This is a genomic window from Kribbella sp. NPDC026611 (assembly GCF_040638345.1).
Classification (GTDB): domain Bacteria; phylum Actinomycetota; class Actinomycetes; order Propionibacteriales; family Kribbellaceae; genus Kribbella.
Genome location: NZ_JBEZYC010000013.1, coordinates 225,515 through 251,626, shown reverse-complemented (window position 1 = coordinate 251,626; position 26,112 = coordinate 225,515). Strand labels below are relative to the sequence as shown.

The 26,112-nt window shown below is 68.2% G+C and carries 26 protein-coding genes, 2 tRNA genes and 1 pseudogene; 12 read left to right on the top strand and 17 right to left on the bottom strand.

Annotated elements, in window-relative coordinates:
- Nucleotides 1–227: 227 nt before the first annotated feature.
- Nucleotides 228–301, bottom strand: a tRNA-Ile gene (locus tag AB0E69_RS38355).
- 117 nt (nt 302–418) lie between these two features.
- Here AB0E69_RS38355 and AB0E69_RS38350 point away from each other — a divergent pair.
- Complete coding sequence (locus tag AB0E69_RS38350; RefSeq protein ID WP_360158309.1) at nt 419–556, top strand: hypothetical protein; 138 nt, start codon at nt 419–421, stop codon at nt 554–556.
- A 70-nt stretch (nt 557–626) separates the two neighbouring features.
- On the opposite strand, the gene AB0E69_RS38345 is transcribed toward AB0E69_RS38350, so the two are convergent.
- The 6 genes from AB0E69_RS38345 to AB0E69_RS38320 all read right to left on the bottom strand — a co-directional run bounded on the left by AB0E69_RS38345 (nt 627) and on the right by AB0E69_RS38320 (nt 3,903).
- Complete coding sequence (locus AB0E69_RS38345; protein ID WP_360158306.1) at nt 627–1,217, bottom strand: DUF4232 domain-containing protein; 591 nt, start codon at nt 1,215–1,217, stop codon at nt 627–629.
- A gap of 79 nt (nt 1,218–1,296) precedes the next feature.
- A tRNA-Asn gene (locus AB0E69_RS38340) sits at nt 1,297–1,369 on the bottom strand.
- A 104-nt stretch (nt 1,370–1,473) separates the two neighbouring features.
- Nucleotides 1,474–2,052, bottom strand: coding sequence for a hypothetical protein (locus tag AB0E69_RS38335; RefSeq protein ID WP_360158303.1), 579 nt, complete (start codon nt 2,050–2,052; stop codon nt 1,474–1,476).
- A 42-nt stretch (nt 2,053–2,094) separates the two neighbouring features.
- Nucleotides 2,095–2,979: a sigma-70 family RNA polymerase sigma factor gene (locus AB0E69_RS38330; protein WP_360158300.1), complete on the bottom strand. Its 885-nt coding sequence runs from the start codon at nt 2,977–2,979 to the stop codon at nt 2,095–2,097.
- Nucleotides 2,980–3,064: 85 nt separating this feature from the next.
- The gene (locus AB0E69_RS38325) at nt 3,065–3,586 is read right to left on the bottom strand and encodes an SRPBCC family protein (protein ID WP_360158298.1); all 522 of its coding nucleotides are present in this window, start codon (nt 3,584–3,586) and stop codon (nt 3,065–3,067) included.
- On the bottom strand, nt 3,583–3,903 hold the full coding sequence (locus tag AB0E69_RS38320) for a metalloregulator ArsR/SmtB family transcription factor (protein ID WP_360158295.1): 321 nt from the start codon (nt 3,901–3,903) through the stop codon (nt 3,583–3,585). Before AB0E69_RS38320 ends, AB0E69_RS38325 begins: the two co-directional genes overlap by 4 nt.
- Before the next feature lie 81 nt (nt 3,904–3,984).
- Here AB0E69_RS38320 and AB0E69_RS38315 point away from each other — a divergent pair, with 81 nt between their 5' ends.
- Nucleotides 3,985–4,854 (top strand): exodeoxyribonuclease III, encoded by an 870-nt coding sequence (locus AB0E69_RS38315; protein WP_360158292.1) that lies wholly within the window; start codon nt 3,985–3,987, stop codon nt 4,852–4,854.
- On the top strand, nt 4,854–5,966 hold the full coding sequence (locus AB0E69_RS38310) for a hypothetical protein (protein ID WP_360158289.1): 1,113 nt from the start codon (nt 4,854–4,856) through the stop codon (nt 5,964–5,966). Before AB0E69_RS38315 ends, AB0E69_RS38310 begins: the two co-directional genes overlap by 1 nt.
- Here AB0E69_RS38310 and AB0E69_RS38305 read toward each other — a convergent pair.
- Nucleotides 5,959–6,459, bottom strand: coding sequence for a DUF664 domain-containing protein (locus tag AB0E69_RS38305; RefSeq protein ID WP_360158286.1), 501 nt, complete (start codon nt 6,457–6,459; stop codon nt 5,959–5,961). The genes AB0E69_RS38310 and AB0E69_RS38305 overlap by 8 nt on opposite strands.
- A 50-nt stretch (nt 6,460–6,509) precedes the next feature.
- Here AB0E69_RS38305 and AB0E69_RS38300 point away from each other — a divergent pair, with 50 nt between their 5' ends.
- Nucleotides 6,510–7,526, top strand: coding sequence for an aldo/keto reductase (locus AB0E69_RS38300; RefSeq protein WP_360158283.1), 1,017 nt, complete (start codon nt 6,510–6,512; stop codon nt 7,524–7,526).
- Here the strand turns inward: AB0E69_RS38300 and AB0E69_RS38295 are convergent.
- On the bottom strand, nt 7,523–8,107 hold the full coding sequence (locus tag AB0E69_RS38295; protein ID WP_360158280.1) for a hypothetical protein: 585 nt from the start codon (nt 8,105–8,107) through the stop codon (nt 7,523–7,525). The genes AB0E69_RS38300 and AB0E69_RS38295 overlap by 4 nt on opposite strands.
- 30 nt (nt 8,108–8,137) lie before the next feature.
- On the opposite strand from AB0E69_RS38295, the gene AB0E69_RS38290 reads away from it, so the two are divergent.
- Nucleotides 8,138–8,863 (top strand): DUF5995 family protein, encoded by a 726-nt coding sequence (locus AB0E69_RS38290; protein WP_360158277.1) that lies wholly within the window; start codon nt 8,138–8,140, stop codon nt 8,861–8,863.
- Here AB0E69_RS38290 and AB0E69_RS38285 read toward each other — a convergent pair.
- Nucleotides 8,860–9,573: a M50 family metallopeptidase gene (locus AB0E69_RS38285; protein WP_360158274.1), complete on the bottom strand. Its 714-nt coding sequence runs from the start codon at nt 9,571–9,573 to the stop codon at nt 8,860–8,862. The genes AB0E69_RS38290 and AB0E69_RS38285 overlap by 4 nt on opposite strands.
- A gap of 65 nt (nt 9,574–9,638) precedes the next feature.
- Between AB0E69_RS38285 and AB0E69_RS38280 the strand changes: the two genes are divergently transcribed.
- From AB0E69_RS38280 to AB0E69_RS38265, 4 genes are read left to right on the top strand one after another with little or no spacing between them, the layout of a single operon-like run.
- Nucleotides 9,639–11,633, top strand: a complete 1,995-nt coding sequence (locus AB0E69_RS38280) for a S41 family peptidase (protein WP_360158271.1) — start codon at nt 9,639–9,641, stop codon at nt 11,631–11,633.
- Between the two features lie 9 nt (nt 11,634–11,642).
- Nucleotides 11,643–12,854 carry an aconitase X catalytic domain-containing protein gene (locus AB0E69_RS38275; protein ID WP_360158268.1) on the top strand — a complete coding sequence of 404 codons (1,212 nt, stop codon included), beginning with the start codon at nt 11,643–11,645 and terminating at the stop codon, nt 12,852–12,854.
- Nucleotides 12,851–13,252, top strand: a complete 402-nt coding sequence (locus AB0E69_RS38270; RefSeq protein WP_360158265.1) for a DUF126 domain-containing protein — start codon at nt 12,851–12,853, stop codon at nt 13,250–13,252. Before AB0E69_RS38275 ends, AB0E69_RS38270 begins: the two co-directional genes overlap by 4 nt.
- A gap of 9 nt (nt 13,253–13,261) precedes the next feature.
- Nucleotides 13,262–14,137, top strand: coding sequence for a neutral zinc metallopeptidase (locus tag AB0E69_RS38265; RefSeq protein WP_360158263.1), 876 nt, complete (start codon nt 13,262–13,264; stop codon nt 14,135–14,137).
- On the opposite strand, the gene AB0E69_RS38260 is transcribed toward AB0E69_RS38265, so the two are convergent.
- Complete coding sequence (locus tag AB0E69_RS38260; protein ID WP_360158260.1) at nt 14,107–15,363, bottom strand: MFS transporter; 1,257 nt, start codon at nt 15,361–15,363, stop codon at nt 14,107–14,109. The two genes, AB0E69_RS38265 and AB0E69_RS38260, sit on opposite strands and share 31 nt — an antisense overlap.
- A 79-nt stretch (nt 15,364–15,442) precedes the next feature.
- Here AB0E69_RS38260 and AB0E69_RS38255 point away from each other — a divergent pair.
- A pseudogene (locus tag AB0E69_RS38255) lies at nt 15,443–16,069 on the top strand (phosphatase PAP2 family protein); the annotation flags it as partial.
- Nucleotides 16,070–16,086: 17 nt separating this feature from the next.
- On the opposite strand, the gene AB0E69_RS38250 reads toward AB0E69_RS38255, so the two are convergent.
- Nucleotides 16,087–18,231, bottom strand: coding sequence for a SulP family inorganic anion transporter (locus AB0E69_RS38250; protein ID WP_360158257.1), 2,145 nt, complete (start codon nt 18,229–18,231; stop codon nt 16,087–16,089).
- Between the two features lie 150 nt (nt 18,232–18,381).
- Here AB0E69_RS38250 and AB0E69_RS38245 point away from each other — a divergent pair, with 150 nt between their 5' ends.
- Nucleotides 18,382–19,140, top strand: a complete 759-nt coding sequence (locus AB0E69_RS38245; protein ID WP_360158254.1) for an SDR family oxidoreductase — start codon at nt 18,382–18,384, stop codon at nt 19,138–19,140.
- Here the strand turns inward: AB0E69_RS38245 and AB0E69_RS38240 are convergent, their stop codons facing one another.
- The 4 genes from AB0E69_RS38240 to AB0E69_RS38225 all read right to left on the bottom strand — a co-directional run bounded on the left by AB0E69_RS38240 (nt 19,141) and on the right by AB0E69_RS38225 (nt 22,761).
- Nucleotides 19,141–19,899 (bottom strand): DUF427 domain-containing protein, encoded by a 759-nt coding sequence (locus AB0E69_RS38240; RefSeq protein WP_360158251.1) that lies wholly within the window; start codon nt 19,897–19,899, stop codon nt 19,141–19,143.
- A 45-nt stretch (nt 19,900–19,944) separates the two neighbouring features.
- Nucleotides 19,945–20,214: a hypothetical protein gene (locus AB0E69_RS38235; RefSeq protein WP_360158248.1), complete on the bottom strand. Its 270-nt coding sequence runs from the start codon at nt 20,212–20,214 to the stop codon at nt 19,945–19,947.
- The gene (locus AB0E69_RS38230) at nt 20,211–20,516 is read right to left on the bottom strand and encodes a hypothetical protein (protein ID WP_360158245.1); all 306 of its coding nucleotides are present in this window, start codon (nt 20,514–20,516) and stop codon (nt 20,211–20,213) included. The genes AB0E69_RS38235 and AB0E69_RS38230 overlap by 4 nt, the downstream gene beginning before the upstream one ends.
- A 184-nt stretch (nt 20,517–20,700) precedes the next feature.
- Nucleotides 20,701–22,761 carry a CBM35 domain-containing protein gene (locus AB0E69_RS38225; protein ID WP_360158242.1) on the bottom strand — a complete coding sequence of 687 codons (2,061 nt, stop codon included), beginning with the start codon at nt 22,759–22,761 and terminating at the stop codon, nt 20,701–20,703.
- Between the two features lie 343 nt (nt 22,762–23,104).
- Here AB0E69_RS38225 and AB0E69_RS38220 point away from each other — a divergent pair, with 343 nt between their 5' ends.
- Entirely contained in the window at nt 23,105–24,448 is a 1,344-nt protein-coding gene (locus AB0E69_RS38220) for a lysyl oxidase family protein (protein ID WP_360158239.1), read from the top strand.
- 99 nt (nt 24,449–24,547) lie between these two features.
- Here the strand turns inward: AB0E69_RS38220 and AB0E69_RS38215 are convergent, their stop codons facing one another.
- Complete coding sequence (locus AB0E69_RS38215) at nt 24,548–26,068, bottom strand: MFS transporter (RefSeq protein ID WP_360158235.1); 1,521 nt, start codon at nt 26,066–26,068, stop codon at nt 24,548–24,550.
- Nucleotides 26,069–26,112 lie beyond the last annotated feature (44 nt).

Sequence of the window (26,112 nt, the reverse complement as noted above, 5' to 3'; positions counted from 1 at the left end):
CGAACCCGAGATCGGAACAAACGACCTGCCCGCCCTCACCGCCTAAACCCCAGAAAGGAGAACGCAGCACTACACCACTCCTGGGGACTTGACCGCGCGCGACCTCTTCTGCTTGCGGGGTTCTTCAACCACACCCTCGGGGTGACACGCACATCACGGCACGCAAGAGAGGTCCCGACGCCGGTCAGAGGTCCCAAATTGTGTCTCTGACCTGCGGGTTTGCAGAGTAGGGCGGACGGGACTCGAACCCGTGACCCAGGGATTATGAGTCCCCTGCTCTAACCAGCTGAGCTACCGCCCCGTGTTGGAGGATGGTATCGGGTGGGGAATCAGGGGGTGGTCAGGGGTTTGACTGAGGGGGTTGGTGGGGTGGGGCGGGCATGATGGGTGGGGTGGGGGACTGATGAAGGGATGAATGATGGGCTGGTTCATTTTTCTGGTGATCGTGGTCGGGGTTGTGGCCGCGTACAAGTACCGGGTGCCGTTGCTGGCGAAGCTCACTGGGCAGCGGCCGGAGCGGATTCAGCGGGCGATTGATCGGAAGAAGAACCGGTAGGCGGCGACCTGCGAGCGGATTCGGTGCCTCGCCGCGGCGGGCGGAGCGGAGCACATGCTGCGTGGTGCGGCTAGGTCGGGAACTTGCGGCACCAGGCGGTCAGGGTGAGCTTGCCTGTGGTGCCTAGGTCGGTGGCTACCGGCCAGATGGTGCTGGGCTCATGGGTCGCTTTGGCGATCGAGAGGTAGGTGCCGGCGGACTTGGTGCCGGCGCCTACGGTGTTGGACCAGGAGACCGCGGCTAGTACAGATTCGCCTTTGTGGAGGTGGATCTTGGTGGGGCCTGGGTCTATGGCCATGTAGGAGAGGCCGTGGGTGATGGCGACCTTCATGGGCTTGTGGTGGGCGTCCAGGACGGTGACGGCGGGGTAGCCGTTGACGGTGATGGGCTTTGAGCGGCAGTTGGTTAGTTTGAGCACGACTGCTCGGTGGCCTAGGGCGGCCTCTACGTCGCCGGCTGTGATGGAGGCGCCTGACGGTGGGCAGGTTGGCTTGGGTGGGAGCGGGGACGGGGCGACCTGGGCGGTCGACAGCCGCGGATTCCGGGTGCGTTCCGGGATGCCGTTCGTGGCTGTCTCGGTGCCGCAGCCGGCGAGGAGCACCCCCGCGACGAGGAGCGCGATGGGCCTCGGTGCCGGGGGTACCGCTGCGCGTCGATCCACTGGGGGAACTTATCTGCGGAGCGGATCAACCGGCGGTGGAAATGCGAAAGCCGAACCCGGTGGGTTCGGCTTCTGGTTGCTCCCGCGACTGGACTCGAACCAGTAACCTGCCGGTTAACAGCCGGCTGCTCTGCCAATTGAGCTACGCGGGATCGCGCTGTGGTGCGTGCCTCGTTTCCCGAGGACCTGAGTAGGTTAGCAGGCGGGGAGCGAACTACAAAAACGGGATTCGGGGGTCTGGAGGCTCGCTTCTGCGTCAGATTCCGAACTCGTCGCGGACGTCGCGGAGGGCGGCTTCCGCGGCATCCATGACGCCGGGTTGGTCGGGCTCCAATCCCTTGTCCAGAACGAAGTTCCAGGTGACTTCGGCGTCGGGCGTGGCCGGGTTCCGGCGGCCGACGACGCGGACGCCGCGCTTGGCGGTGATCAGGACGTGGCGCTGGATGATGATGCTGGCGTCGACGCGCTCGCGGAGCAGCTGACCGAAGCGTCCGGGGTCCTCGAGCTTCAGTTCGGTGGCGCCGAGGGGAGTGCCGAAGTCGGTCGTTTCGTAGACGTGCAGGACGGATGCTTCGGCGTCCCAGTTGGCGCGTTCGATCTTCTCCCAGCCCACCCGCCGGAGCGCGGGGGCGGGCATGGGTACCCCGGAGGCGTCCGAGGCGGAGGTGGGAGCTTCCGCCGGTAAATACACGGCTGCGCGGGTGCCGGCGACCCAGTTGCCGTCGGCCAGTTCGACGGCGGCGAGGACTTCTTCCTTGCCGCCCGTCGCGTGGCGCGAGGCGGCGTTGACTGCCTCGGCTAGTTCGCGGGGCCAGGGTCGGCGGAGGAGTCTCACATATTCATCATTCCAGCCTCTCCAAGCGAGGTCGGTCGAGGGTCAGGCGACGTAGTCGCGGAGGTGGGGGAGGGCTTTGCGGCGAAGGTGGCGGAGAGCTTCGCGTTCCAGGGTGCGGACTCGGCCGGGGGTGAGGTTGAGCTGAGCAGCGGTCTCCTCGGCGGTGGATGGGAGGTGGCCCTCGAGGCCGTAGCGGTAGTGGAGGACGGTTTGGTGGAGGTCGTCGAGGAATTGGAGGTGGTGGGCGATGTCTCGGCGGAGGGCGGCGCGCAGCACCAGCGGCTCGTCGTCGATGACTGGGTCGGATTCGTCCAGGTCGAGGGTTTCCGGGTGGATGCGCCAGGCCTGGGCGCGCTCGACCCGCGCCACGGTCAGGCCCGTGGCGTGGGCGAGCTCGGAGTTGTTGGGGTCTCGGCCCAGGTGCTGGGTGAGGTCGTGGCGGGCCGTCGCGACCCGGGACGCGTCCGTGTAGGCCTGGGCGGGCATGCGGACCAGCCGGGAGCGGTCGGAGATGGCCCGGCCGATGGCTTGGCGGATCCACCAGATCGCGTACGTCGAGAAGCGGTGGCCGAGGCGGTGGTCGAAGCGCTCGACGGCGCGCATAAGGCCGATGTTGCCCTCTTGGATCAGGTCGAGGAGCGAAATCCCCTTGCCGGCGTAGCGGCGCGCGAGCGAGACCACCAGGCGGAGATTGCCCTCGACCATGCGGGCCCAGGACTGCCGGCCGAGCGCCACGACCTGCTCGAGTTCAGTTGAGTCGTGGGTTGCAGGTCCGTCCGAGAGGCGCTCGGCGGCCAGCAGGCCGGCCTCGATCCAGTACGAGTGTTCGTTTACCTCCTCGAGGGTTAGTAGGTCGTGGTGGCTGATGTCGCGTAGATAGGCCACCAGGGCGGTGATGTCGGCTGGTTCGCAGTCGAGTTCTGCCATCGGCTCCCCGTTTCACTCCTTGCCCAAGAGAGTGCCGTGATTCGAGGTGCCAAAGACCAGTGACTTCGAGTATGTGGATAACTACCTAGCGCCAGGACGGGTACGACGGAGCCAGTTCGGCGTACCGGTCGGACCAGTTGGGCAGGTCGACGTCGGCCAGGTGGGCGTCCAGGCGGTCGAAGAAGGCGTGGGTGCCGGGGATGAAGCCGAGGGCGTTCTGCTCGGACAGGCCGGTGTGGGTGAAGGTGAGGAGGGTGCCGGCGCCGTCCGGACGGAGTTCGTACCGGACGATGCTGTCTTCGACGATTCGCTGGTGCCATTCGTGTTCGAGAACGTGGGGCGGGTCCCAGACCAGGATTCGGCCGGTGAGGCGTTTGGCGTCTTCCGCGGCTGGTGGGTCGCTCGGCATCATTTCGATGGTGCCACCGGGGCGGCCGTCGAGAACGGTTTCGCCGAACCAGGACTTGCGTTCGAGCGGGTCGGTGAGCGCGGCCCAGACGCGTTCGACCGGGTGGGGGAGGTGACGGCGGAAGGTCATCGTGACTCGGTCGCCGTCGACCGTCAGTTCGCCGAAGCGATCGGGAGTCGGGCGGTCGTGGGTGGTCATCGGGTTGGCTCCTCGTGGTTGTTCGACAGGTGGGATTCGAGGGCGTCGAGGTGGCGGGGCCAGTACTTGCGGTAGCGGCTGATCCAGGTCTCGATCTCGAGCAGGCGGTTCGCGCGGAGGGTGTAGATCCGCTTCTGACCCTCCGGCCGTACGTCGACCAGCCCGACCTCGCGCAGGATCCGGAGGTGCCGGGACACCGCCGGCTGGGTCAGTCGGTGCAGGTGCTCGACCAGCTCGCCGGCCGGCCGTTCACGCTCGGCCAAGAGGTCGAGAACCTCGCGCCGGCTCGGCTCCGCGATCGCCTCGAAGACGTCCATGCCAGAAGTATTACACCAAGCGTATATACAGATCAAGTGATATATCGAAAAGTGTCCCTGCCGGGGTCTACCTTTGGTCGGGTGCGAGTGGCTACCTGGAATGTGAACTCGGTCAAGCAACGGATGCCGCGACTGCTCGACTGGCTGGACGAGCGACAGCCGGATGTCGTGTGCCTGCAGGAGACGAAGCTGGCCGACGACGCGTTCAGCGCGTTGCTCGACGCCGAGCTGACCGGCCGCGGCTACGAGACCGCGATGTACGGCGAACCCCAGTGGAACGGCGTCGCCCTGCTCTCCAAGGTCGGGCTGGAGGACGTGGTGACCGGCGTCGCCGAAGCGCCCGGTTTCCCCAACCCCGAGGCTCGCGCGGTCGCAGCCACCTGTGGCGGGATCCGCATCCACTCGCTCTACGTGCCGAACGGCCGCACCCCGGACTCGGACCACTACCACTACAAGCTCGCCTGGCTCAAAGCCCTCGCGGACGTCGTCGCGGCCGGCCCGGCCGACCAGATCGTCTGCGGTGACATGAACATCGCGCCGACCGACGCCGACGTGTTCGACCCAGCGGCGTACGTCGGACAGACGCATGTGACCGTGCCCGAGCGAGAGGCCCTCGCGGAGCTGATGGCGGCGAAGGACCTGCACGACGTCGTACGGGACCGCTGGCCGACGAACCGGGTCTTCAGCTACTGGGACTACCGGGCCGGCATGTTCCACCAGGACCTCGGGATGCGGATCGACCTGATGCTCGCGACCGAGACGGTCGCGGAACGGGTCAAGGCAGCGTGGATCGACCGCAAGGCACGGAAGGGCACCGGTCCGAGCGACCACGCCCCGGTGATCATCGACCTGGACACCGCGCCGGACGGCGACATCGGTCCGGTCGTTCCGCCGCCGTCGGCGCCCCGGACCGGCCGGAAGAAGACGACCAAGCTCCCGCAGAGCCGCTGATGCGCCGGTTCGCTGCAGTCGCGATTCTGATCGCGACCCTTGCCGCCTGCAGCAACAGCAAACCGCCCGCGCCTGCTCCGGTCGCGTGGTCGAAGGTCGAGGTCGGTGCGGCCGAGCCGGTCACGCTGACCGCCTACAAAGCTCAGCTACTGATCGGGCTGCGGCATCGTGGCGCCAAAGTCGTGCCCGAGCTGGTCATGCTGGACGGTGCCAAGCGTTCGACGATCCCCGTCACTCCCAACAAGGCCAGTCCGTACGCCTTCGAGGCAATTTGGTACTCGATCGCGTATGACGGGAAGAAGCTGCTCGCGCTCGGCGGAGCAGCGGGAGGCGCACACGGGAACACGCGCTGGACGGTCTGGACCGGCACCACGCAAGGGCTCATTGAGCACCCACAGGACTTCTTCACGTTCGGCGGGCAGACCGCAGGCGACCTGTTCAGCGCCGTCATCACCCCGAGCGGCGAGGCGTTGCTCGGCTCCTGGGGTGGCGTAGCGACCGGCAACGACGCCATGGTCTGGCTGCCGCAGCCAGACGGCAAGTGGACCAGGCAGGACCCGACCAAAACCGCCCTGCAGAGTACGCCGAACCTCCTCGTCGGCCCCGGCTTCGGTACGACGCTCGGCGACAGCATCGTCGTCGCCGGATCGCAGGTCCGCCTGGCTCCGAACGTGGTCGCCCAGGAGGCTGCCGTCTGGCGCTCCACCAAGCTCAACCAAGGCTGGTCCCGGATCCCGCTCCCCGACCCCGGCGACCGCAGCCAGGCCAACACCGCGACCTGCGCCACCGACTGCGTGATCTCCGGGTACGTCGACGGCAAGCTCGCGATCTGGCAGCTCGATGCGACGAACCACGCCAAGCGACTCCAGAACGTCCCCGAGATCCCGGTCGGCGACAAGGACAAGCTGCCGCCGCCGATCGTCGACGGCGGCAAGATCGTCCAAATCATTGCCCAAGACAACAAAATCAAGGTCGTCAGCGGCCACGACGGGAGCTGGACCGTGCAGGACTCCCAAGGTCCCGAAGGCGCGCCGACAGCAGCCGCACTGCTGCCGGACCACAAGCTCTACCTGATCGCCGGCACCTCCCTCTGGCAGACCACCCTCAGCTGAGCAGGCCCTTCACGTACGCCGCCTGGCCCGCGTGCTGCGCGCAGTCGTCGATCACGCTGACCAACCGCACCCCGAGGGTCACCGGCGGGTTCCACCGCTTGTCGACGATCCGGTCCAGACCGTCGTCGGTCACCGTCTCCAGAAACGACGCGGTCCGCGCGTGCACGGCGTCGTAGTACCCGACCAATTGCGAAGCTGAGAGCTGCACAAGCGCCACCTGGTCGGAGCTGTGTGCGTAGCCCGTGTCGCCGGCCTCGAGCGGCAGGCCGAGGCGCTCGTGCCAGCCCTCGGCGGTGTGGACCTGCTCATATCCACCCGCGTCGGCGAGGTGGTCGTCCTGCACCCGGGTCAGGTGCCAGATCAGCCAGGAGATGGAGTTGGCGCGGTCGCCGGGCCGGGTGGCGAGGGTCTTGTCGTCGAGACCCTCGACGACGTCGTGAACGATCTCCTGGATCCGGCTGTGGGCGTCGAGCAGCAGTTCACTGGTCTTCATACCGGCCACCGTAGTCTTCACCTCGGACAGTTCCGAGAGAGGGAGCAACCGTGGAATTTCGCACCCTGGGCCGGAGCGGTGCAGTCGTCTCGACGTACGCGCTCGGCACCATGACGTTTGGCAACGAGACCGACGAAGCGGGCTCGCACCAGCAGCTTGATCGATACACAGAACTCGGCGGCAACTTCATCGACACCGCGGACGTGTACTCCGCCGGCGTGTCCGAGCAGATCGTCGGCCGCTGGCTGTCGAAGAGCTCCGCCCGCGACCGCGTCGTGCTCGCCACCAAGGGCCGGTTCTCGACCGGCGACGGACCGAACGATGTCGGTACGTCGCGCCGGCACCTCCGCCGGGCGCTCGACGCGTCGCTCACGCGCCTGCAGGTCGACCACATCGACCTGTACCAGCTGCACGCGTGGGACCCGGTCACGCCGCTCGAGGAGACGCTCAGCTTCCTCGAGGACGCAGTACGCGCCGGCAAGATCGGGTACGGCGGCCTGTCGAACTTCACCGGCTGGCAGCTGCAGAAGGCGTGCGACCTGATCGCGCACCGCGGGTGGTCGCCCCTCGTCACGCTCCAGCCGCAGTACAACCTGCTGGTGCGGGAGATCGAGTGGGAGATCGTCCCCGCCGCGCAGGAGAACGGGCTGGGTCTGCTGCCGTGGTCACCGCTCGGCGGTGGCTGGCTGACCGGCAAGTACTCGTTCGACGAGGAGCCGACCGGCGCAACCCGGCTCGGTGAGAACCCGGACCGCGGTGTCGAGTCCTGGTTCCGCCGCAGCCGGAACCAGCGGGTTCGCGACGTCGTCACCGCGGTGCGAACCATCGCGGAGGCCAGAGGCATCTCCATGGCCCAGGTAGCCCTGGCGTGGCTGGTCGACCGCCCGGCGATGACCTCGGTGATCCTCGGCGCCCGCACGCTCGAGCAGCTCGACGACAACCTCGGTGCGGCCGACCTGCACCTCACCAAGGACGAGACCGAGCAACTGGACCAGGCCAGTGACCCCGGCGCGGCCGACTACCCGTACGGCGGCCCCGGCGTGGACCAGCGCGACCGCCAGGTCTAAGTCCGACGCTCCACCGCGACGCGGAGAGCGGCGTACGACGCCACCAGCGCGCGCCGCTCCTCCGCGAGCAAAGGGTCGGCCAGGTCGCACCCAGCAGCCACCCAGCGGTCGGACAGGTCCATCGCCGCGACCCGCCAACCAGCCGCTGTCTGCACCGACGAGCGAGAAACGCTGTAGACGTACGAGTAGAGGTCGACCAGCACGCTCTCCAGCTGCTTCTGAGTCACGGAAGCAGAGTGCTGGTGCTCACGGTGCACGCGCCACCACTCGACCTCGAGCCGAGCAGCGGTGGCCGGCTCGAAGGCCAGCGAGCCGGAGCGCACCACCAGCTCGTAGAACCGGCGCATAAAGGCACGAGCCGCGTCCGGCTGATTGTCTGGGTACGGCGCCCACATCTGGTTCGCCCGCAGCACGTACCAAGCCCCGGTGAGCGTTCGGTGCGGTGGCATCCCGAAGCCGGCGGCAACCATCCCGACCGCGGCAGTGAGGAACGAGCGCCACTCATGCCGGTAGTACGCAGCCCAGGCGTCAGTCTCCCGGTTGCCGACGACCACCGGGTCGAAGCACAGTGGACCACGCATCATCCCTCCCCGAGGACCCGAGGAGCCCCGATGAACGATGGTAGTCCGGTCGCAGCGGTCGTCAGGCGCATGCAGGAGCGTCTCGACACCCTGCCTCCTCAACTCGCCCATCGCCGGTTCTTCCTCGGCACCTACCTCCGGACGACGCAGGCTGTGGGAGATGCGATCGACAATGCCCGTTTCGAGGATCCGGAGTGGGTCGAGCGGTGGGACGTGAAGTTCGCTGAGCTCTACCTGCAGGCGTACGACGGGGACTTCGTCGCCCGCCCGTGGCGGCTGGCGCTGGACGCACCGGTGGACCTGCCGGCCCTCGGACACGTGCTGCTCGGCATCAACGCGCACGTGAACTACGACCTGCCACAGGCCTTGCTGGCCGTGATCAGCGACGACGACTTCCGTGACCCGCTGCTGATCGACAGGCGACGCCGCGACCACGAGCGGATCGACAGTGTGCTCTCCCAGCGGGTTGCGGCTGAGGACGGCGAGCTCAAGAGCAACTCAGCAAGAAACCTGCTGGACCACCTCCTGACACCGCTGAACAGGCTGGCGTCCCAGCGCTTCCTGAGGGAGTCAAGGCAGAAGGTCTGGCACAACACAGTCGAGCTGCAGCGCGCCCGAGAGGAAGGCACCTACAACCAGCGCCTGGCAGAGCTGGAGGTGCTGAGCGCAGCCAAGGTGGCCGACCTGCTCAGGCCAGGACAGGTGCTGCTCCGTCTAGCCGTCGCTGGCTTCGGCGTGACGCTGCCGCCGGTCTAGCTCGGCAGGGCGCCGGACCAGGCGACGCCGACTGCCAAGCAGCCGAGCGTCAGCAGCCAGAACAGCCCGACCCACAACAGGGCTGGTACGCCGGTCTGCCGGCGGAGCTGGTCTGCGTCCGAGCTACGACCCTGGCCGCGTCGGCGGGAGTGCTGCAGCTCTAGTACGGCGCGTGGTGCGGCCAGCAACAAGAACCAGGTGAGGAGGTGCGCGAACGTCGACTGCACGGCAGGAGAGCCCCACCAGGTCACGCCAAACACCAATGCGCCGAACACCAGCACTGACCAGAGTCCGAAGAGGTTGCGGATCTGGAGCAGCAGAAGAACCAGCGCGAGCAACAGTCCCCACAGCAGAGCGACGGCGTACCCGCGGCTCAGCACGAAGGCAGCGGCCAGGCCGAACAACGCAGGTCCGGGATAGCCGGCGAGGAGCACAGCGACCATGCCCGGGCCGGTGGGACGGCCACGGGAGACAGTCACTCCAGAGGTGTCCGAGTGCAAGCGGATGCCAGCCAGCTTGCGGCCGACCAGTGCAGCGATCAGCCCGTGCGCGCCTTCATGCGCAATGGTCACCACCTGGCGCGTGTAGCGCCAGAACGGTCGCCAGGCGATCAGCAGCAGTGCGACCACGCCCGTACCGAGCACCAGCCGAAGCGATGGCTCTGGCTGGACCGACGTGATGCTGTCCCAGAAGTCACTCACCCGACCCATCCTTACAGGCAGGTGGTCAACCGCTCGCCGTTGACATCGCCAATGGCGCGGCAGACGGTGAAGGGATGGCGGTCCAGGGACGGGCCGCCGCCATTGGGGGAGCGATGTCGCAACCACGCACGATGAAGGGCACGGGGAAGCAAGCCACAGCGAAGAAGCCCACGACGCACCGGACGGCCGGTGCAGCAGCCGCCGTACCGCTGCCGGACTTCCTGAAGACCGCGGGGACGCTCACGCTCGACGACCGGAAGCTGCTGGTGGATCAAGCGCTTCTGCTCTTCAGCGAGAACTACGTGCACCTTCCGCTCAAGGTAGCGATGCATGCGGTCAACCCGGTGCAGCGCCTGCGGGTACTGCGCAACCGGCTCGACCGGGCGACCACCACCACGCCGGAGTGGATCTTCCACCGGGAGATGTCGAGCATCTTCCACTCGGTCCGCGACCTGCACACGAACTACCTGCTGCCGAAGCCGTTCGCCGGCAAGATCGCCTACCTGCCGTTCATGATCGAGAAGTACTACGACGGCGGTGAGCGGTACCTCATCACGCAGACTGTGACCGGCTACCAGGCCACTCAGTTCGGCCCTGGCGCCGAGGTGACGCACTGGAACGGTACGCCGATCGCTCGCGCCGTAGCGCTCAACGGAGCGGTCTTCGCCGGCAGCAACGACGCCGCCAACCTCGCCCGTGGCCTGGAGTCGCTCACGTTGCGGCCACTGGTGATCCAGGCACCGCCGGACGAGGACTGGGTGACCCTGACCTACAAGGGCCTCGACGGCTCCGACCAGGAGCTCCGCGAGCAGTGGATGGTCACCACCAACCTGCCACCGATGACGGACCTCGACGCAGTGAGCGAGACCGCCGCAGCGATGGGACTCGACCTCGACTCCGACGAGAAGTCCCGCGCGAAGAAGGCGCTCTACGTTCGCGACGTCGTCGACCTGGAACGCGGCCGCAGCTCGGCCGAGCTGGCCCAGCCCGCGGCCGTCGGTGGCGCCGACCTGCCGACGACGATGCCCGGCGTGTTCCGGGCCCGCGAGGTCACCACCCCGGACGGGACGTTCGGCCACCTGCGGATCTTCACGTTCAGCGTGCAGGACCCGGTCGCGTTCCGGGACGAGTTCGTCCGGCTGGCCGGGATGCTGCCGCAGAACGGGCTGATCGTCGACGTCCGCGACAACGGCGGCGGGCACATCTACGCGAGCGAGTTCACGCTGCAGACGATGACACCACGGCACATCCAGCCCGAGCCTGTGCAGTTCCTCAGTACGCCGCTCAACCTCAGGCTCTGCCGCCGGCACAAGGAAAACCCGGCCGGGATCGACCTGGGTCCGTGGTTCCCGTCGATGGACCTCGCCACCGAGACCGGCGCCCAGTTCAGCGCCGCCGCGCCGATCACGCCCGAGGATGGCGCGAACGACATCGGTCAGACGTACCACGGCCCGGTCGTGCTGATCACCGACGCCCGCGTCTACTCGGCGACCGACATCTTCGCGGCCGGTTTCGCCGATCACGAGATCGGCACGATCCTCGGCGTCGACGACAACACCGGTGCGGGCGGCGCCAACGTCTGGACCCACGCCCTGCTCGCGCAGCTCCTCAACGAACCACCACCACCCGACGAGACCTCGCCGTACGTCGCACTCCCGAACGGTGCCAACCTCCGGGTCGCCATCCGCCGCACGCTCCGCGTCGGTGCGCTGACCGGGACGCCGGTGGAGGATCTCGGGGTGAAGCCGGCGGTGACGCACCAGATGACCAAGGCCGACCTGCTCGAGGGCAACGTCGATCTGCTGAACAAGGCCGGTGCCCTGCTTGCTGCGCTGCCGGTCCGCCGGCTCGACCTGAAGACGTCGGTCAGCGGTACGACGCTGACCGTGGCGATCGATGTCCACGGCATCGATCGGGTCGATCTGTACCTCGACGACCGGCCGATCAGCTCGGAGGACCTGACCGACTCGCTGAGCATCGACATCCTCGATGTCACCGCGGGCCAGCTCCTGCGTGCCGACGGCTACGAGAGTGGAGGCCTGGTCGCCTCGAGGCGGCAGAAGGTCTAGGTTCGGGCCATGCACCTGACCGCCGAGGAAGAAGCGATGCTCGGCGGTCAGCAGGGCGAGGGCGTCGCGCTCGCGATGCGCGTGCTCGTCGGGCAGGCGCGGATCTCGGTCGCGCCGCGGCTGGTCGAGATCACCTCGGCGCACGTCGACTCGTGCCTGTACCACGGGCAGGTCAGCCTCGACTTCGCGCACCGACTCGTCGACCTGGGCGCACAGGTCCGGGTCCCGACCACCCTCAACGTCGGTTCGACGGACCTGATCCACCCCGGCCTCGTCCGCGACCGCGAGCTGGCCGACGAGGGACGGGAGCTGATGTCGGCGTACGTCGCTCTCGGATGTACGCCGACGTTCACGTGCGCGCCGTACCAGCTGCCGAACCGGCCCGGGCTCGGCGAGCACGTCGCGTGGGCGGAGTCGAACGCCATCGTGTTCGCCAACTCGGTCCTCGGCGCGCGGACAGACCGGTACGGCGACTTCCTCGACATCTGCGCCGCTGTCACCGGCCGAGCGCCGTACGCAGGTCTGCAGACCGACGAGGCGCGGCGGGGGACCGTCGTCTTCGACTGTCGTCCGCTGACCGACTACCTGGCCGAGGAGCTGGCCTACCCGCTGCTGGGCCACTACGTCGGGTCAGTCGCCGGTGCTGGAATCCCTGTGCTGCTTGGACTCCCAGCGGACGTCAGCGAGGACCGCCTGAAGGCACTAGGAGCAGCCGCTGCATCAGCCGGCGGCGTAGCCCTCTTCCACGTAGTCGGAGTCACCCCCGAGGCCCCCACCGACACAGACGGCCTCCCGACGCACGTAGTAGACCACGGCACCTTGCAGGCCATCCGACACCAGCTCTCCAACAGTTCTGGTTCTCTCGACGCAGTCAGCGTTGGTACGCCGCATGCGTCGTACGCGGAATGCGTGCGACTGGCTGAGCTGGTCCAAACCGAGCCAGTGAAGCTCCCGTTCTACCTCTCCACCGGACGAGCCATCCGGGACCAGGCTGCCGAGTCGGGAGTGCTGCAGACGCTGGAGGACGGAGGCGTCACGGTAGTCGTGGACACCTGCACGTACGTCACCGCCATCCTGCAGCCTTCCTGGAAGACCGTGATGACCAACTCCGGCAAGTGGGCGCACTACGCCCCCGGCAACATCAACGTGTCCGCGGTGCTGGGCTCGCTGGAGGAGTGCGTCGCGTCAGCCCGTGCCGGCCGGGTGGTGCTCGACGGATGAGAGCCCGCACCCTCCACCCCGGTACGGCGTCCGGCGAGCTGATCCGCCTCACCGCGCCCCTGTCGTTCTGGGGTGGCACCGACGCCACAGGTCGCATCGTCGACGCCCACCACCCCCAGTGCGGCGCCGTACTCGCCGGCCGCATCCTCCTGATGCCCAGCGGCCGCGGCTCGAGCTCCTCCTCGAGCGTCCTCGCCGAACAGATCCGCACCCACACAGCCCCCGCAGCGATCGTCCTGGCCACCCCCGACCCGATCATCCCTCTCGGCGCACTGATCGCCGCCGAGCTCTACAACCTGTGCCTCCCGGTCGTCGTCGCGCCGTACGACGACCTCCCGCCCCACGGCCGATTGCAGGTTCATGCCACCTCCGACGACGCCACCATCACCCTGATCTAACCTCTCTCCGTGAAGATCCGTGCCGCGATCTGCCTGATCGCCGTACTCCTGACCGGCTGTGCGAAGCACACCTCGGCGGTTCCGGGCGGGGACGCGGCGGCGTCCGAGGCGGCGGCAGCGCGCGCCTCGGTACCGACGACTGCGGCCACGACGGAGGGCGAGGCAGCCATCCCCGTCAAGGCGCCGCCGATGCCGTCCACCTTTACCAAGAACCCGATCTACCGGGTCGGCAAGCTCCCGTCGTCGGGCTGCAAGGAGCCGAACTACCAGCCGACCTCCTTGGCCAACGTCCGTGCCTACTACACCGAGTTCACTGCCTGCCTGAACAAGGTCTGGGCTCCGGTGATCCAGAAGGCAGGCTTCCGTTTCGTGCCGCCCAAGCTGGTCGTCGTGCTAGGCCAGTCGCCGTCCTCGCCCTGCACTGTCGAGGACGGGCGGGACTACTACTGCGGCGACACGATCTACATGGACGCGAAGCCGGATATCGACGGGTACCGGGATGCGCCCGCGAGCCAGCGGATGTGGATGGCGCTCACGATGGGCCACGAGTACGGGCACCACGTGCAAGCGCTGACCGGCATGCTCCGGGCGATGGGCCAGCGGCACCGCACCTTGAACAATGTCGACGCCTACCTCGAGGACGAGCGGCGGTTGGAGCTGCAGGCATCCTGCTTCAGCGCGGTGTACCTCGGTGCCGACCGCAACGACTTCCCGCTGACCGGCTCGGCGCTCGCCCTGTGGAAGCGGGTTGCGGCGGACACCGTCGACGACGATCACGACCACGGGAAGGCCGCGAATCACAGCTTCTGGACGACCGCGGGGTACGACGCCGCGAGCCCGGCCGGGTGCAACACCTACGTCGCCCCGTCGTGGTCGGTGACCTGACGCATCAGTACGGCGGTTGCCGCGAACAACAATGCGCAGCCGGTAAGGGCCAGCGGCAATGACGTGAGTCGGGCGATCAACGCGATGCCGAGCCCACACACGATCTCGCCCAGGTACTCCAACTGGGCCAGCATTGAGTGCGTGGTGGCTCGGATGTCCGCGGTGGTGCGGGCGTTCACCCAGAGTGTGCTGATCACCCGGGTCAGTGGCGTGACCAAGCCGGCCATCAGCACAACGGCGGCCGCACCAACGACCGGGTCGCGGGCAGCGGCGAGGAGCAGCATGCTGAGTACGCCGACCGCGGCGGCGAGCGCGTAACTCGTCCGGGCATGCCGCCCATCGATGCGATGGGCAACGATCCGGAGCATCAGTGCGCCGAACACCAGTCCGAGCACGCCGAGCGCGGTGAACCACACGATCGGGTCGGGAGTGCGCGGGAGGCCGAGGTCGAGGAGGCGGCGGTCGCTGAGCCGGCCGGCGGCGTCCGAGGCGCCGTTGACGAGGAAGGTCGCGGCGAAGATCAGCAGGATCGCGCGACTTCGCCGTACCAGCGCCAGTCCGCGGCGGAACGTCGTCCAGGACGCCGACCAGCGGGCGGTCCGGGCCGGGACGAAGTTGTGCTCGGTGAACCGCAGCGCGACATACAGCGCGAGCGACAGCATGGCCACCCCGGCGATGACGATTGTGACGTCTCGCCGGGTCGCCCAGGCGAGACCACCCACAGCAACCAGCCCGGTCGCGGCACCAGTCAGCTGGGCACGGGCCGCACACGCGATCACGGCCGGGATCCGCGCCGGCTGGTCGAGCTCGTCGGTGATCCAGGCGATGTCGGAGCCGCTCGCGAACGTCCACGAGATCCCCCACAGCACCTGCGTCCCGAGCAGCAGCGGGAATGACGTGACCAGCCCGGTCGTGAGCATCGCCGTACCCATCAGCACCTGTGAGATCACCAGCGACCACTTCCGGCTGATGGTGTCGGCAAAGACCCCGGCCGGTACTTCGAAGATCAGCGCGAACACGCTCTGCACCGACCCGACCAGCACCAGCTGCGCGGGGGTGAGGCCGGCGTCGAGCACCAGGTAGACGCTCGTGACCAGCCACCAGCCGTTGTGCAGCACCGCCCGCGCCCACGTCCACCTGATCAGCACCGCCACCATCTCTGCACCCTTGGCCAGGCCCGCCGGGCAGGTCCACCGATTTAATCGCCGGAATGTGAGGTGGTTCATAGTTTTCGCAACTATCAGGAGCGCACGATAGTTAGACCACAAAGAACGAGCGTTCGGTTTCCATCTTGGGGGTCGGGGTATGGCGCAGGCGACGCTGGAGCGGGTAGGGCAGCCGTCCGGGTACGGCGGGGTACGGCGGATCGTCCGGGAGGTGGCGCTGCTGGCGGCGCTGTTCGGGGCGTACAACCTTGGCCGGTTTCTGTCGATGGACCATGCGGGTTCGGCGTTCGAGCATGCGCATGACCTGATCAGCTGGGAGACCTGGCTCGGACTGCCGAGCGAGGCGGCCGTGCAGCAGCACGCGTTGCAGGTCGACGGGCTGGCCCGCGCGGCGAACCTCTTCTACGCGAGCGTGCACTTCCCGCTGACCGCGGCCGTGCTGCTCTGGCTGATGATCTGGCGGCCGGCGCTGTACGGCGGCGCCCGGTGGGCGTTCGCGTCGCTGACCGGGCTGGCGCTGCTCGGGCATGTGTTCTTCCCGCTCGCGCCGCCGCGGATGATGCCGGGCTTCGTGGACACCGGAGTCCTGCTCGGTGAGTCGGTGTACGGGCCGAGCGCGGACTCCGGCATCGCGAATCAGTTCGCCGCGATGCCCAGCCTGCACGTCGGCTGGGCGTTCATGGTCGCGGTGTTCCTGATCCGGGCGACGCGCTCACGGTGGCGTTGGCTGTGGATCGCACATCCGCTGCTCACGTTCACGGTCGTGGTGGTCACGGCCAACCACTACTGGATGGACGGATTGGTTGCCATCGTGCTGGCGGTCCCGGTGCTACTGATCTTCGCGTCGGCACGAACGAGGTACGGCTCGCGTTCGAGGACCAGCCTCGCCGCGGCCGCGCCGATGTCGAACCAGAGCCCGATCAGCTCGAGCCTCCCTTCCTCCTCGGCCTTGAGGACGCACGGGAAGGTCCGCAGGTTCTCCAGCTGTACGGCGACGTTCGCGACGGACAGCTTGTCGGCCGGGACCAGCTTCGTGCCGGTCGCCGGGTCGATGATGTCTGGCATCGCGAGGGTCCGGCGTACCGAGGGCTCGAGGTGACGGAGCCAGTTCTGCAGGCCGGAGCCGTCCAGTACGTCGGCCTCGAGCGCGGCCGCGGCGGCGCCGCAGTGCGAGTGACCGCACACGACGATCGACCGGACGCCGAGCACCTCGACGGCGTACTCGATCGCGGCGTCGACCGAGTTGCTGTTCGAGCCGTTCGGCGGCACCAGATTGCCGATGTTCCGGACGCAGAACTGCTCGCCGGGACCGCTGGTGGTGATCAGGTTCGGCACGATCCGCGAGTCCGCGCAGGTGATGAACAGCTGCTCGGGCCGCTGCCCGTCGGCCGCGAGCTTCGCCAGCATCGGCCGGAGCTGATCGGCCGACGCCTCGAACTCGCGAATACCCTCGAGCATCGAGCGACCCTGCGGCGGCCCCAGCTCGACCGAGCCGCCGCGGGCGATGTGTCCGCGCCGCCAGTCCTCGAGCGCCTCGTGCGCCGCGTGATCCAGATGGTCGACCTCCAGCACGACCCGGACCTTCGCTCCGGCCGGGATCGAACGCAGCGTCCGGACGAGCGACGAGACGCCGAGGAACACGAGTGTCCCGCGGATCCGAACGGTCCACAGGCCGTCCGACTCGGTCGCCGTCACCGTGGCGCGGGCCAGTCGGTACAGCACGCGGACGACCGCGAGCACGAGACCGAGCAGTACGCCTTCGGCCAATCCGAGCACGGCGACGCCGGCCGCGGTCACGACGTACACCAGGAGCTCGTCATGCTTGCGCAGTGTCCGGATGTGCGCGAGCTGGACAAGTCGTAGACCGGTGACCAGCAGTACGCCGGCCAGCGCGGCCATCGGGATCAGTTCGAGCATCGAGCCCGCGGCGAGCACGAACGCGGCGATCCACAGGCCGTGCAGGATCGCCGAGGCGCGGGTCCGAGCGCCGGCCGCGACGTTGGTCGAGCTGCGGACGATCACCCCGGTCACCGGCATCCCGCCGAGGGCTCCGGACACCGCGTTCGCGGCGCCTTGGCCGATCAGCTCGCGGTCGAGGTTGCTCCGCTTGCCGCGGTGAAGCTTGTCGACGGCAACGGCCGAGAGCAACGACTCGACACTGGCGACGAGGGCAACGGTCAGTACGGCGGTGGCGATCTCCACCGGCGTACCCTCGGGCATCGCCGGGAGGATCAGGTTCTGCAACGGCTGGTCGGGCAGGTCGACGCGGGTGACGTCAACCATGAACACCGCCGCCAGCGCGGTCACGATGACCACGGCAACCAACGGAGCTGGAATCGCTTTGACCACAGGGATCCTGGGCCAGGCGAGCACGACCGCCACGGTCAGTACGCCGACGACGACCGAGTGGCCGTGGTGTGCGATGAGCTGCGCGGGGAGTGCGGCAACATTGGCGATCAGCGAGCTCTGCGCCTTGCCGCCGAGGACGACGTGCAGCTGCTGGACCGCGATCGTGACACCGATGCCGGCCAGCATGCCGTGGACGACGGCAGGCGAGAGCGACAGGGCGAGCCGGCCGATCTTGGTGACGCCGAGCAGGATCTGGAGCAGACCGGCGGCACAGGTGATGGCGGCCGTCGCGGCCCAGCCGAACTGGTTCACCAGGCCGGCGACGACCACGGTCAGACCCGCGGCCGGACCGCTGACCTGCAACGGCGAGCCGCCGAGCGCGCCGGCGACCACGCCGCCGACAACGGCCGCGACGAGGCCGGCGATCAACGGAGCGCCGGAGGCGGCGGCGATCCCGAGAGAAAGTGGTACCGCGATGAGGAACACCACCAGCGAGGCCGGCAGGTCGTGATGGAGAATGAGCTTCCAGGCTCTTTCTCCGGAAGGAGAGCTGACAGGTGTGATGGACGAGGTCGGCACGGGTCCTCCGGCGTCTGGTGCTCAGGGCAACTTGCTCGGGCATCTGGCGTCGAAACTCAGAGTGTCGATCTGGTGACCCATCGTACTGACCCGTTCAAGCCCCGGCCACTGCCAATTCGTTGCCGGGGACATCTACGTGAGGAGAAGTGAGTGGATCTGCAACTGGCCGGGAAGACCGCGGTCGTCACCGGTGCGAGCAAGGGGATCGGGCTCGCCTGTGTCGAGGTGCTGGTGCGCGAGGGTGCGACGGTGACCGGGATCTCCCGCGATCCGGCGAACCTGGCGAAGGCGCAGGAGCAGGTCAGTTTCGCGGCGGAGGCGGTGGACCTGACCGACCCGGACGCGACCAGGGCCGCGTTCGAGCGGATCGGCGTACCGGACATCCTGATCAACTGTGCGGGCGCGGCGCGGCGGACTCCGGTGGACGAGCTGGACAGCGCGGCGCTGCATGCCGCGATGGAGGCGAAGTACTTCACCTACATGCACGCGACCGAGGCGGTCATCCGCGGGATGGCCGAGCGCGGCAGCGGTGCGGTGGTGAACGTCGTCGGGCAGGGTGGTCGCGCGGCCAACCCGCTGCATATCGGTGGCGGCGCGGCCAACGCGGCGCTGATGCTGGCGTCCGTCGGCTACGCCAAGGCGTACGCCGGTCGGGGCGTGCGGGTCAATGTGATCAACCCCGGTACGACGCGGACGACTCGCGTCGACGAGGGCTTGGAAGCGGCCGTCCGCGCGACCGGCCGGCCGAAGGACGAGCTGCTCGACGAGATGGTCCGCGACATCCCGATGGGCCGCGTCGGTGAACCGCTCGAGGTGGCCAACGCGGCCGTCTTCCTCGCCTCGCCGGCCGCCAGCTACGTCACCGCCTCGATCATCACGATGGACGGCGCGACCACGGCCGGCATCTGATCACACCTTGCCGTCGGTCGGTCGGCTCGCCGGGTTCGAGAACGGGGTGATCGGGCGCTCCTGCGGTACGCCGTCGATCATGAGGTCGACGTTCTCGTTGAAGAACGCGACGTGGTTGGCGATCGGGAGGAGCGGCGCGGTCGGGAAGTCGTACGACCAGGCGACGTCCGGCACCTTCGGCACCGACCAGTAGGCGCTCGTGCGGCCTTTGTACGGGCAGGCGGTGACGGTGTCGGTGGGGGTCAGGTGCTCGAGGTGGACGGCGGTCCGCGGGAAGTAGTACCGCGGTGGGAGGCCGGTCTCGAAGACGATGACGGTCGCGGTGGAGTCGGCGAGCTCGACGCCGTCTACCGCGACCTGGACGCGCCGGGTGGACTTGACGGCGTCGACGCGGGAGTACGGGTTCCGCGGATGGACGAAGACTTCCTCGTCTTCCTCGAACCAACGGTCCAGTGCGTCCCATTGGAACCGGACGCGGTCCTTGGCGATGCCGTCGTCGTACACCCAGGCGGCGCCCTTTCCGGCGGTGTGCACGCGGGCAACACCGTGGTCGAAGGTCTTCGTCTCACCGGTGTCGGTCAGGACCCCGTCGGCCACCGCCGCGAGCGGGAGGTAGTACTGCGGATACGGCGGGAACTCCCACAGATAGATGGCGTCCTGAGTGTCCACGACGACACGGTCGTCGATCATCGCGCGGACGCGCCGGGGGACCGGTGCCGTGCCACCGGGGGGAACCAAGGCATGGGGGTAGTCGCTCATAGGTCCATCGTGCGTCACTGTGGACCGGAAAAGCAGGTACTGGCATCACGTCCCCGGGCGGCGATGAGAAGGCAGCGTGTCGTCCAGATTCGTCCGCCATTCGTACAGCGCTTGCAGGGCTTGCGCGCGCAACTGCTCGCCCACCGCCGCGGCGAGCGCGGTGAGCACGCGTCGGTTCGTCCGCCAGTAGCTCTGCAAAGCCTCCCGCAGCTCGTCCGGTGGGCCGGCGGCCTGCAGCACCTCTCGCAGGTGTTCCAGGTCGCCGACTGCCCGCTCGATCGGATCGTTGGCCGAGCTCGGGCCCGATCCGGTCACGTCGGCGGCGTGACCGGCCGGGCCGCTGCGCCTCCGGTTCCGAGGCCTTCGAGCAGCCGCACCAACGCATCGACGAGGTTGCGCAGCAGGTCACCCAGGATTCCGCCGAGGTCGACTCCGTCGAGCAGACCGGCGATCGCGCACAGCAGGTTCCCGAGCAGGTTGCCCGCCCCGGGGATGGCCTCGATGTTGAGCACCACTTCGTTCAGGTGGACGTGCAGTCCCAGCAGGTTCAGGTCCAGCGGACCGAGATCCAGGTGCAGGATCGGACAGGTGGTGGGTTCGGGCGGAGGTTGGGTCATTGGGGGCACCTCGATGTTCGTGCGTCTCACAGCCCTGGGGCGGAGGGGCCCTTTCGGTCAGTCTCCGACCGAGGTCCGACACGCGCAAACCGTGCTCTGCCCGGCGTTTCGCGCCGTCCGGCACGGCGCGGGGCCGGCTCCTGGTGGAAGCCGGCCCCGCAGTTTTCGGTGGATCCGTCCCTGCTCAGACGGTGATCCAGTCGATGTCCGCGATGTAGCCGGACGGGTTGCTGACCTTGATCGAGTTCGATCCGGCGGTCAGCTTCATCGGCAGGTAGGTGACCTGCGGCGTACCCCAGTCGTTGTCGCCGAGGCCGCTGTAGTTCACCCAGTAGTTGTCGGTGCCGTTGACCGTGAGCATGCTCTGCCGGCTGGTGTCGCCGTCGGTGTAGGCGATCTTCACCAGGTAGGTGCCCGTGGTCGGGACGCTGATGCCGTTCAGCGTCACGCTGGCGTCGTACCCGATGTTGCCGATCTTCTGACCGCCCGAGCACAGGTTGCAGCCGGAGATCCCGGCGTTGCCGGTCAGCGTGCTCGTCGACGCCTCGGCCTCGTAGCGGACCGGTCCGCCCGACTTCGACGTGTACATCGTCACCGGCGCACTCGCGCTGGAGGCCCGGCCGTGGTCCACGCCCCGCACCGTGAAGCTGTACTGCGTCTGCGGCAGCAGCCCGGTGACCACCACGCTCGTGCTCGAGCTGGTCGCCACCTGCCTGCCGTTGGCGAACACCTGGTACGACGACGCGCCCGTGCTCGGCTGCCACTTGAGCGACACCGTCGTACGGCTGACGTCGGTCGCGGTCACGCCGGCCGGAATCGTCACCGACGGACGGTTGTTCGGCGTGATCTTGTACAGCTTCGAGCCGTGGGCAGGCAGCTGGGCGCTGACCGACCCGGACACGTTGCGGGTGTTCTGGCCGGCCCAGATGTCGCGGACCGTGGCCTTGCCGTCGATGCCGACTTGAGCGAAGTCCCCGGTCACCGTGGCCGGGGTGTCAGCCAGGTTGAAGAGCGCGACCGTGACGCTGCCGTCGGCGTTCTTGGCGTACCAGGTCTGCTGCAGCTGGTCCTGGTTCAGCGGGCGCGCCGGGACGCCGGCCTGGTCGATCGCGATGACCTCGCGGTTCGTCAGCAACTTGAGGCCGTACGCGTCGAGCTTGGTCAGGTCGTCGCCGGAGAACAGCGGCGCGGCGTTGATCGCCCAGAACGTCATGTACGACTGGCGCTCGGTCTCGTTGAGGCCGTCCATCGCGCCGACGCCGACATCGAGCGCGTCCAGGTTGTTCCAGTGGCCGGGTCCGGCGTCGTCGACCCACTGCGCGACGTCCCACCAGCGCTGCTTCACCGAGGAGTCCCACTTGACGATCGTGTCGCAGTAGCACTCGACGTCGGTGTCGATCCGCCAGCCGTTCGAGTTCTGCTTCCAGACGTCGGCGTACCGGTGGCTCAGCGACCAGGACAGCGTGTACTGCATCGGGCGGCCGGCGTTCTGCACCGCACGCCACCACGCCTCGACGTCCTCGGTGTTGTTGTGGTTCGGGTCGTCCGGCGCGCCCTTCCAGGAGCCGGGGCCGACGCCGTCCATCTTGATGAAGTCGACGCCCCAGGAGGCGAACAGCTTCGCGATCGAGTCGGCGTACTTCTGCGCGCACGGGCTCGCGTAGTTGATCTTGTACGCCGCGTCCCAGCCGTTGGTCTTGCGGAGGTCGGGGTACACGATGTCGCGGGTGAAGCAGCCCGGCGCGTCGTAGATCGGCGTGTTGCCGTCGCGGTACACGTCCACGCCCAGGCCGACGGTGGTGTAGATGCCGAACTTCAGGCCGAGCTTGTGGATGTCGTCGCCGACGGCCTTCATTCCGCGCGGGAAGCGCTTCGCCATGGCGACCGGGCGGCCGTACTCGTCGCCGCCGTCCTGCCAGCCGGCGTCGACGTTGATGTACTCGTAGCCGTACGGCTTGAGCTTGGTCGCCAGCGCCTGCGCCTGGGTGAGGATGTTCTGCTCGCTGATGAAGCTGCCCGGACCGTCCGGGTTGACGCCCGGATAGTTGGTCGACTGCAGGCTCCAGCTGCTCCAGCCCATGTAGGGCTTGGCCGCGATCTGCGGGTACCTCGCCGGAGTCGGCTGAGCCACCGCGGCGGTGGGGGCTGCGGCGGTAGGGGCTGCGTCGGCGGGGGCGATCACGGCGGCCGTCGATACCAGGGCGACGGCGGCGAGCACGATCGTGGAACGGCGTCTCAAAGACATGCGATGTTCCTCCGGGGGAGGAGTGAGCGGACGCGGCCGAGCCTAGGGCCGCTTAATTTACGGCGTCAAGTATTCAGCGTCTGTGACTTGCTGTAACGAGACCGCCATGGAGCTGTGATCAACTTCCGCTGGCCCGGGGCGTCTACCGAAGGAGAGCCGGCTCGTGAGGACGCCGGCCCATGCATGAGGGGGTTCCATCATCAGTACCTCGAGAAGAGCCGGCCGGACGGCGATTGCCGCGGCCGGTGCTGCCGGACTGGTCGCGCTCGCGGTCACCGGCGCGTCCGCGGCCTCGTCCGCGACCGCGCGGCCGGCGCTGAAACTCGTTGCTGGTAGCAACGATGTGACGCTGGCCTACGACCCGGAGTACGGCGTCGCCCTGGACCTCGGCACCCACCTGGTGGCCGGGAACGCACCGATCGAGGTGCGGGCCAACCGGGCGAGCTACTCGTCCCCGGTGGTCGCGTACCAGTACGTGAACGGCAAGAAGGGGAGGCAGCTGCCGAAGGGCCTGGTCACGGACTTCAACGGGCTCGGGACGTTCCTGCACGTCACGATCACCGACTCGACCGGCAAGAAGGTCGTCGACAAGGATCAGACGATCTGCCTCAACGGGGATGGCTCGCGGACCCGGCCGGACGCGCCGGCCACCTCGCCGTACCCGGAGGGCTGCTCGGCGAACCCGTTCACCAAAGGTGCGGTCTGGGGTCTGCAGACCGGCTGGTCGGCGAACACCTTCTGGTACGGCGACGAGCCGACGCAACTGCCGGAGGGGAGCTACAAGGCCACGGTCACGGTGAACAAGGCGTACCGCGACTTCTTCAAGATGGCGGCGACGTCGCTGGCGCTGAACGTGACCGTGAAGAAGATGGACGACTGCCCGCACGGAGTCCGGGGCTGCCTCGCGGCCAAGGGCAAGGCGAACCCGAAGGCGGCGGCACTCAAGCCGCACGCGGCCCGGCCGACCGGGGCGGCGAGCGTGCCGAAGGGCCCGAAGCCGGACTTGGTGCCGGTGCCGGCCTGGGGGATCCAGGCGATTCCGGGTGAGGAGGGCACGCCGCAGGCGGCCCGGGACTACCTGCAGTTCTCGGCGACCGTGTGGAACGCAGGTCCGTCGCCACTGGTGCTGGACGGGTTCCGGCAGCAGGGCAAGGACCTGATGGACGCGTACCAGTACTTCTACGACGCGAACGGGAAGGAGATCGGGTACCACACCACCGGCACGATGGAGTGGGACGGACGGGACGGCCACAACCACTGGCACTTCACCGACTTCGCCCGCTACAGCCTGCTGAACGCCAAGCAGTCCGAGGTCGTGCGCAGCCAGAAGGAGGCGTTCTGCCTGGCCGCCACAGATGCGATCGACTACACGGTGAAGAACGCGAACTGGCACCCGTGGAACACCGACCTGCACACCGCCTGCGGCAACCACGGCTCACTGTCGGTGCGTGAGGTGCTGGACGTCGGCTCCGGTGACACCTACGTGCAGTCGCTGCCCGGCCAGTCCTTCGACATCACGGACCTGCCGAACGGCACGTACTACATCCAGGTCACCGCGAACCCGGAGAACCGGCTGTTCGAGGCGAGCACGAAGAACAACGTGGTGCTGCGCAAGGTCGTCATCGGCGGCACGCTGCACCACCGGACCGTGAAGGTCCCGCCGGTCGGCGTGATCGACGCACCCTGAGATCAATCTCTTGACCCCCAGGAGGTAGCTCGCTACCTCCTGGGGCACCAATCGTGCAGGGTCGAGTAAGAGGGAGCAACTCGACCCTGCACGGTGCGGTCAGCGGTGGAGGGGGCGGCGGCGGGTTCGCGCTGGGTGTAGGTGGGAGTCTGCGCGCGCGTGCTGTCTGCGGCCCAGGAGGAAGGGGCGCGACGTGCGGGCCGTGACCACCGGGGGTGTGGGGGCGGCCAGCTGGATTTCTGTTCGCTGGAGGTTGAGGCGGAGGGGCACCTGGCGCCAGGGGGAGCGGGTGAGGACCAGTGTGAAGCGGCCGTCTCGGCGCAACCGCAGACCGATGGCGACGGTGGCGATCGCCGGGATCAAGCCCGAGAGGAGCAGGGCTGATCGAGCGCCGAAGTGCTGGGCCAGGTAGCCGACCGTGGGCCCGCCGATGGCGCCGCCGCCGATGAAGACGAGGTTGTAGATCCCGGACACTCGCCCGCGGAGACCGTCCGGGGTGGTGAGCTGGACCATCGACTGTGCCGCGGTGAGGAACATCAGCGTCGCCATCCCCTGCGACGCGAGCACCGGGATGAACGTCCACAGCGACGGCTGCAGCGCGGCCAATACTTCGGTTGTCGTGAGCAAGCAGGCGATCCCGATCAGGTTCCGCAGGCGGCTCGGGCGGACCCGCCGCGCGGACAGCAGCGCCCCGGCCAGTGCCCCGACCGCGACGACGGAGTTGAGTACGCCGTACCCCGAAGCGCCGGTGTGGAAGACGCGATCGGCGAAGGCCGTCAGCGTCACCGGCAGGCTGATCGTGAACATCCCGTAGATCCCGACCAGCGCGATCGCCCACCGCACGGCCGGCTCGTGGAACGCGTACTGCAGGCCGGCCCGGAGACCGTCGCGGATCCGCAGCCCCGCACTCGCCTTGCGGGCGGCGTGGAGACCAGGCATCTCGCTCTCGCGCATCCGCAGCAGCGCGGTGATCGACGCGAAGAACGTGAGCGCGTTGAGCGCGAACGACCAACCGGCGCCGAGGGTGCCGAGCAGCACCCCGCCGAGCGCCGGCCCGATCAGGCTGCCGAGCTGGAACGTCGATGAGGCCATGCTGATCGCGTTGCGCAGCCGGTCGCGGTCGACGAGCTCGGTGACGAACGACTGCCGGGTCGGGTTGTCGACGGCGGTTGCGAGGCCGAGGAACGACGCCATCAGGTAGACGTGCCAGACCTGGACGCCGCCGGTGAAGGCGGTGGCCGCGAGAACCGCGGCGCAGGTGCCCATCGTGGCTTGGGTGACCAGCAGGATCTTGCGCTTCGGGAAGCGGTCCGCGATCACCCCGCCGTACAGGCCGAGCAGCAGGGTGGGCAGGAACTGCAGCGCGGTGGTGATGCCGACCGCGGTGGCACTGCCGGTGAGCGTGAGCACCAGCCAGTCCTGCGCGATGCGCTGGATCCAGCCGCCGGTCGAACTGACCAGCAGACCGCTGACCAGGAGGCGGAAGTTGCGGACCTGCAGCGCGCTGAAGGTGTCCTTGAAACCGGGGCGGCGCTGCGGCTCCCGGAGCTGGTTCGGGTTGGTGGTGCGGTGGAGGTGGAAGTCGGTGGACGGGACAGAACCGGTGGCCCGGGTGGTCAAGAGGAATCCCTACACGAGTGGGCTTACAGGGGAGGACATCTCCA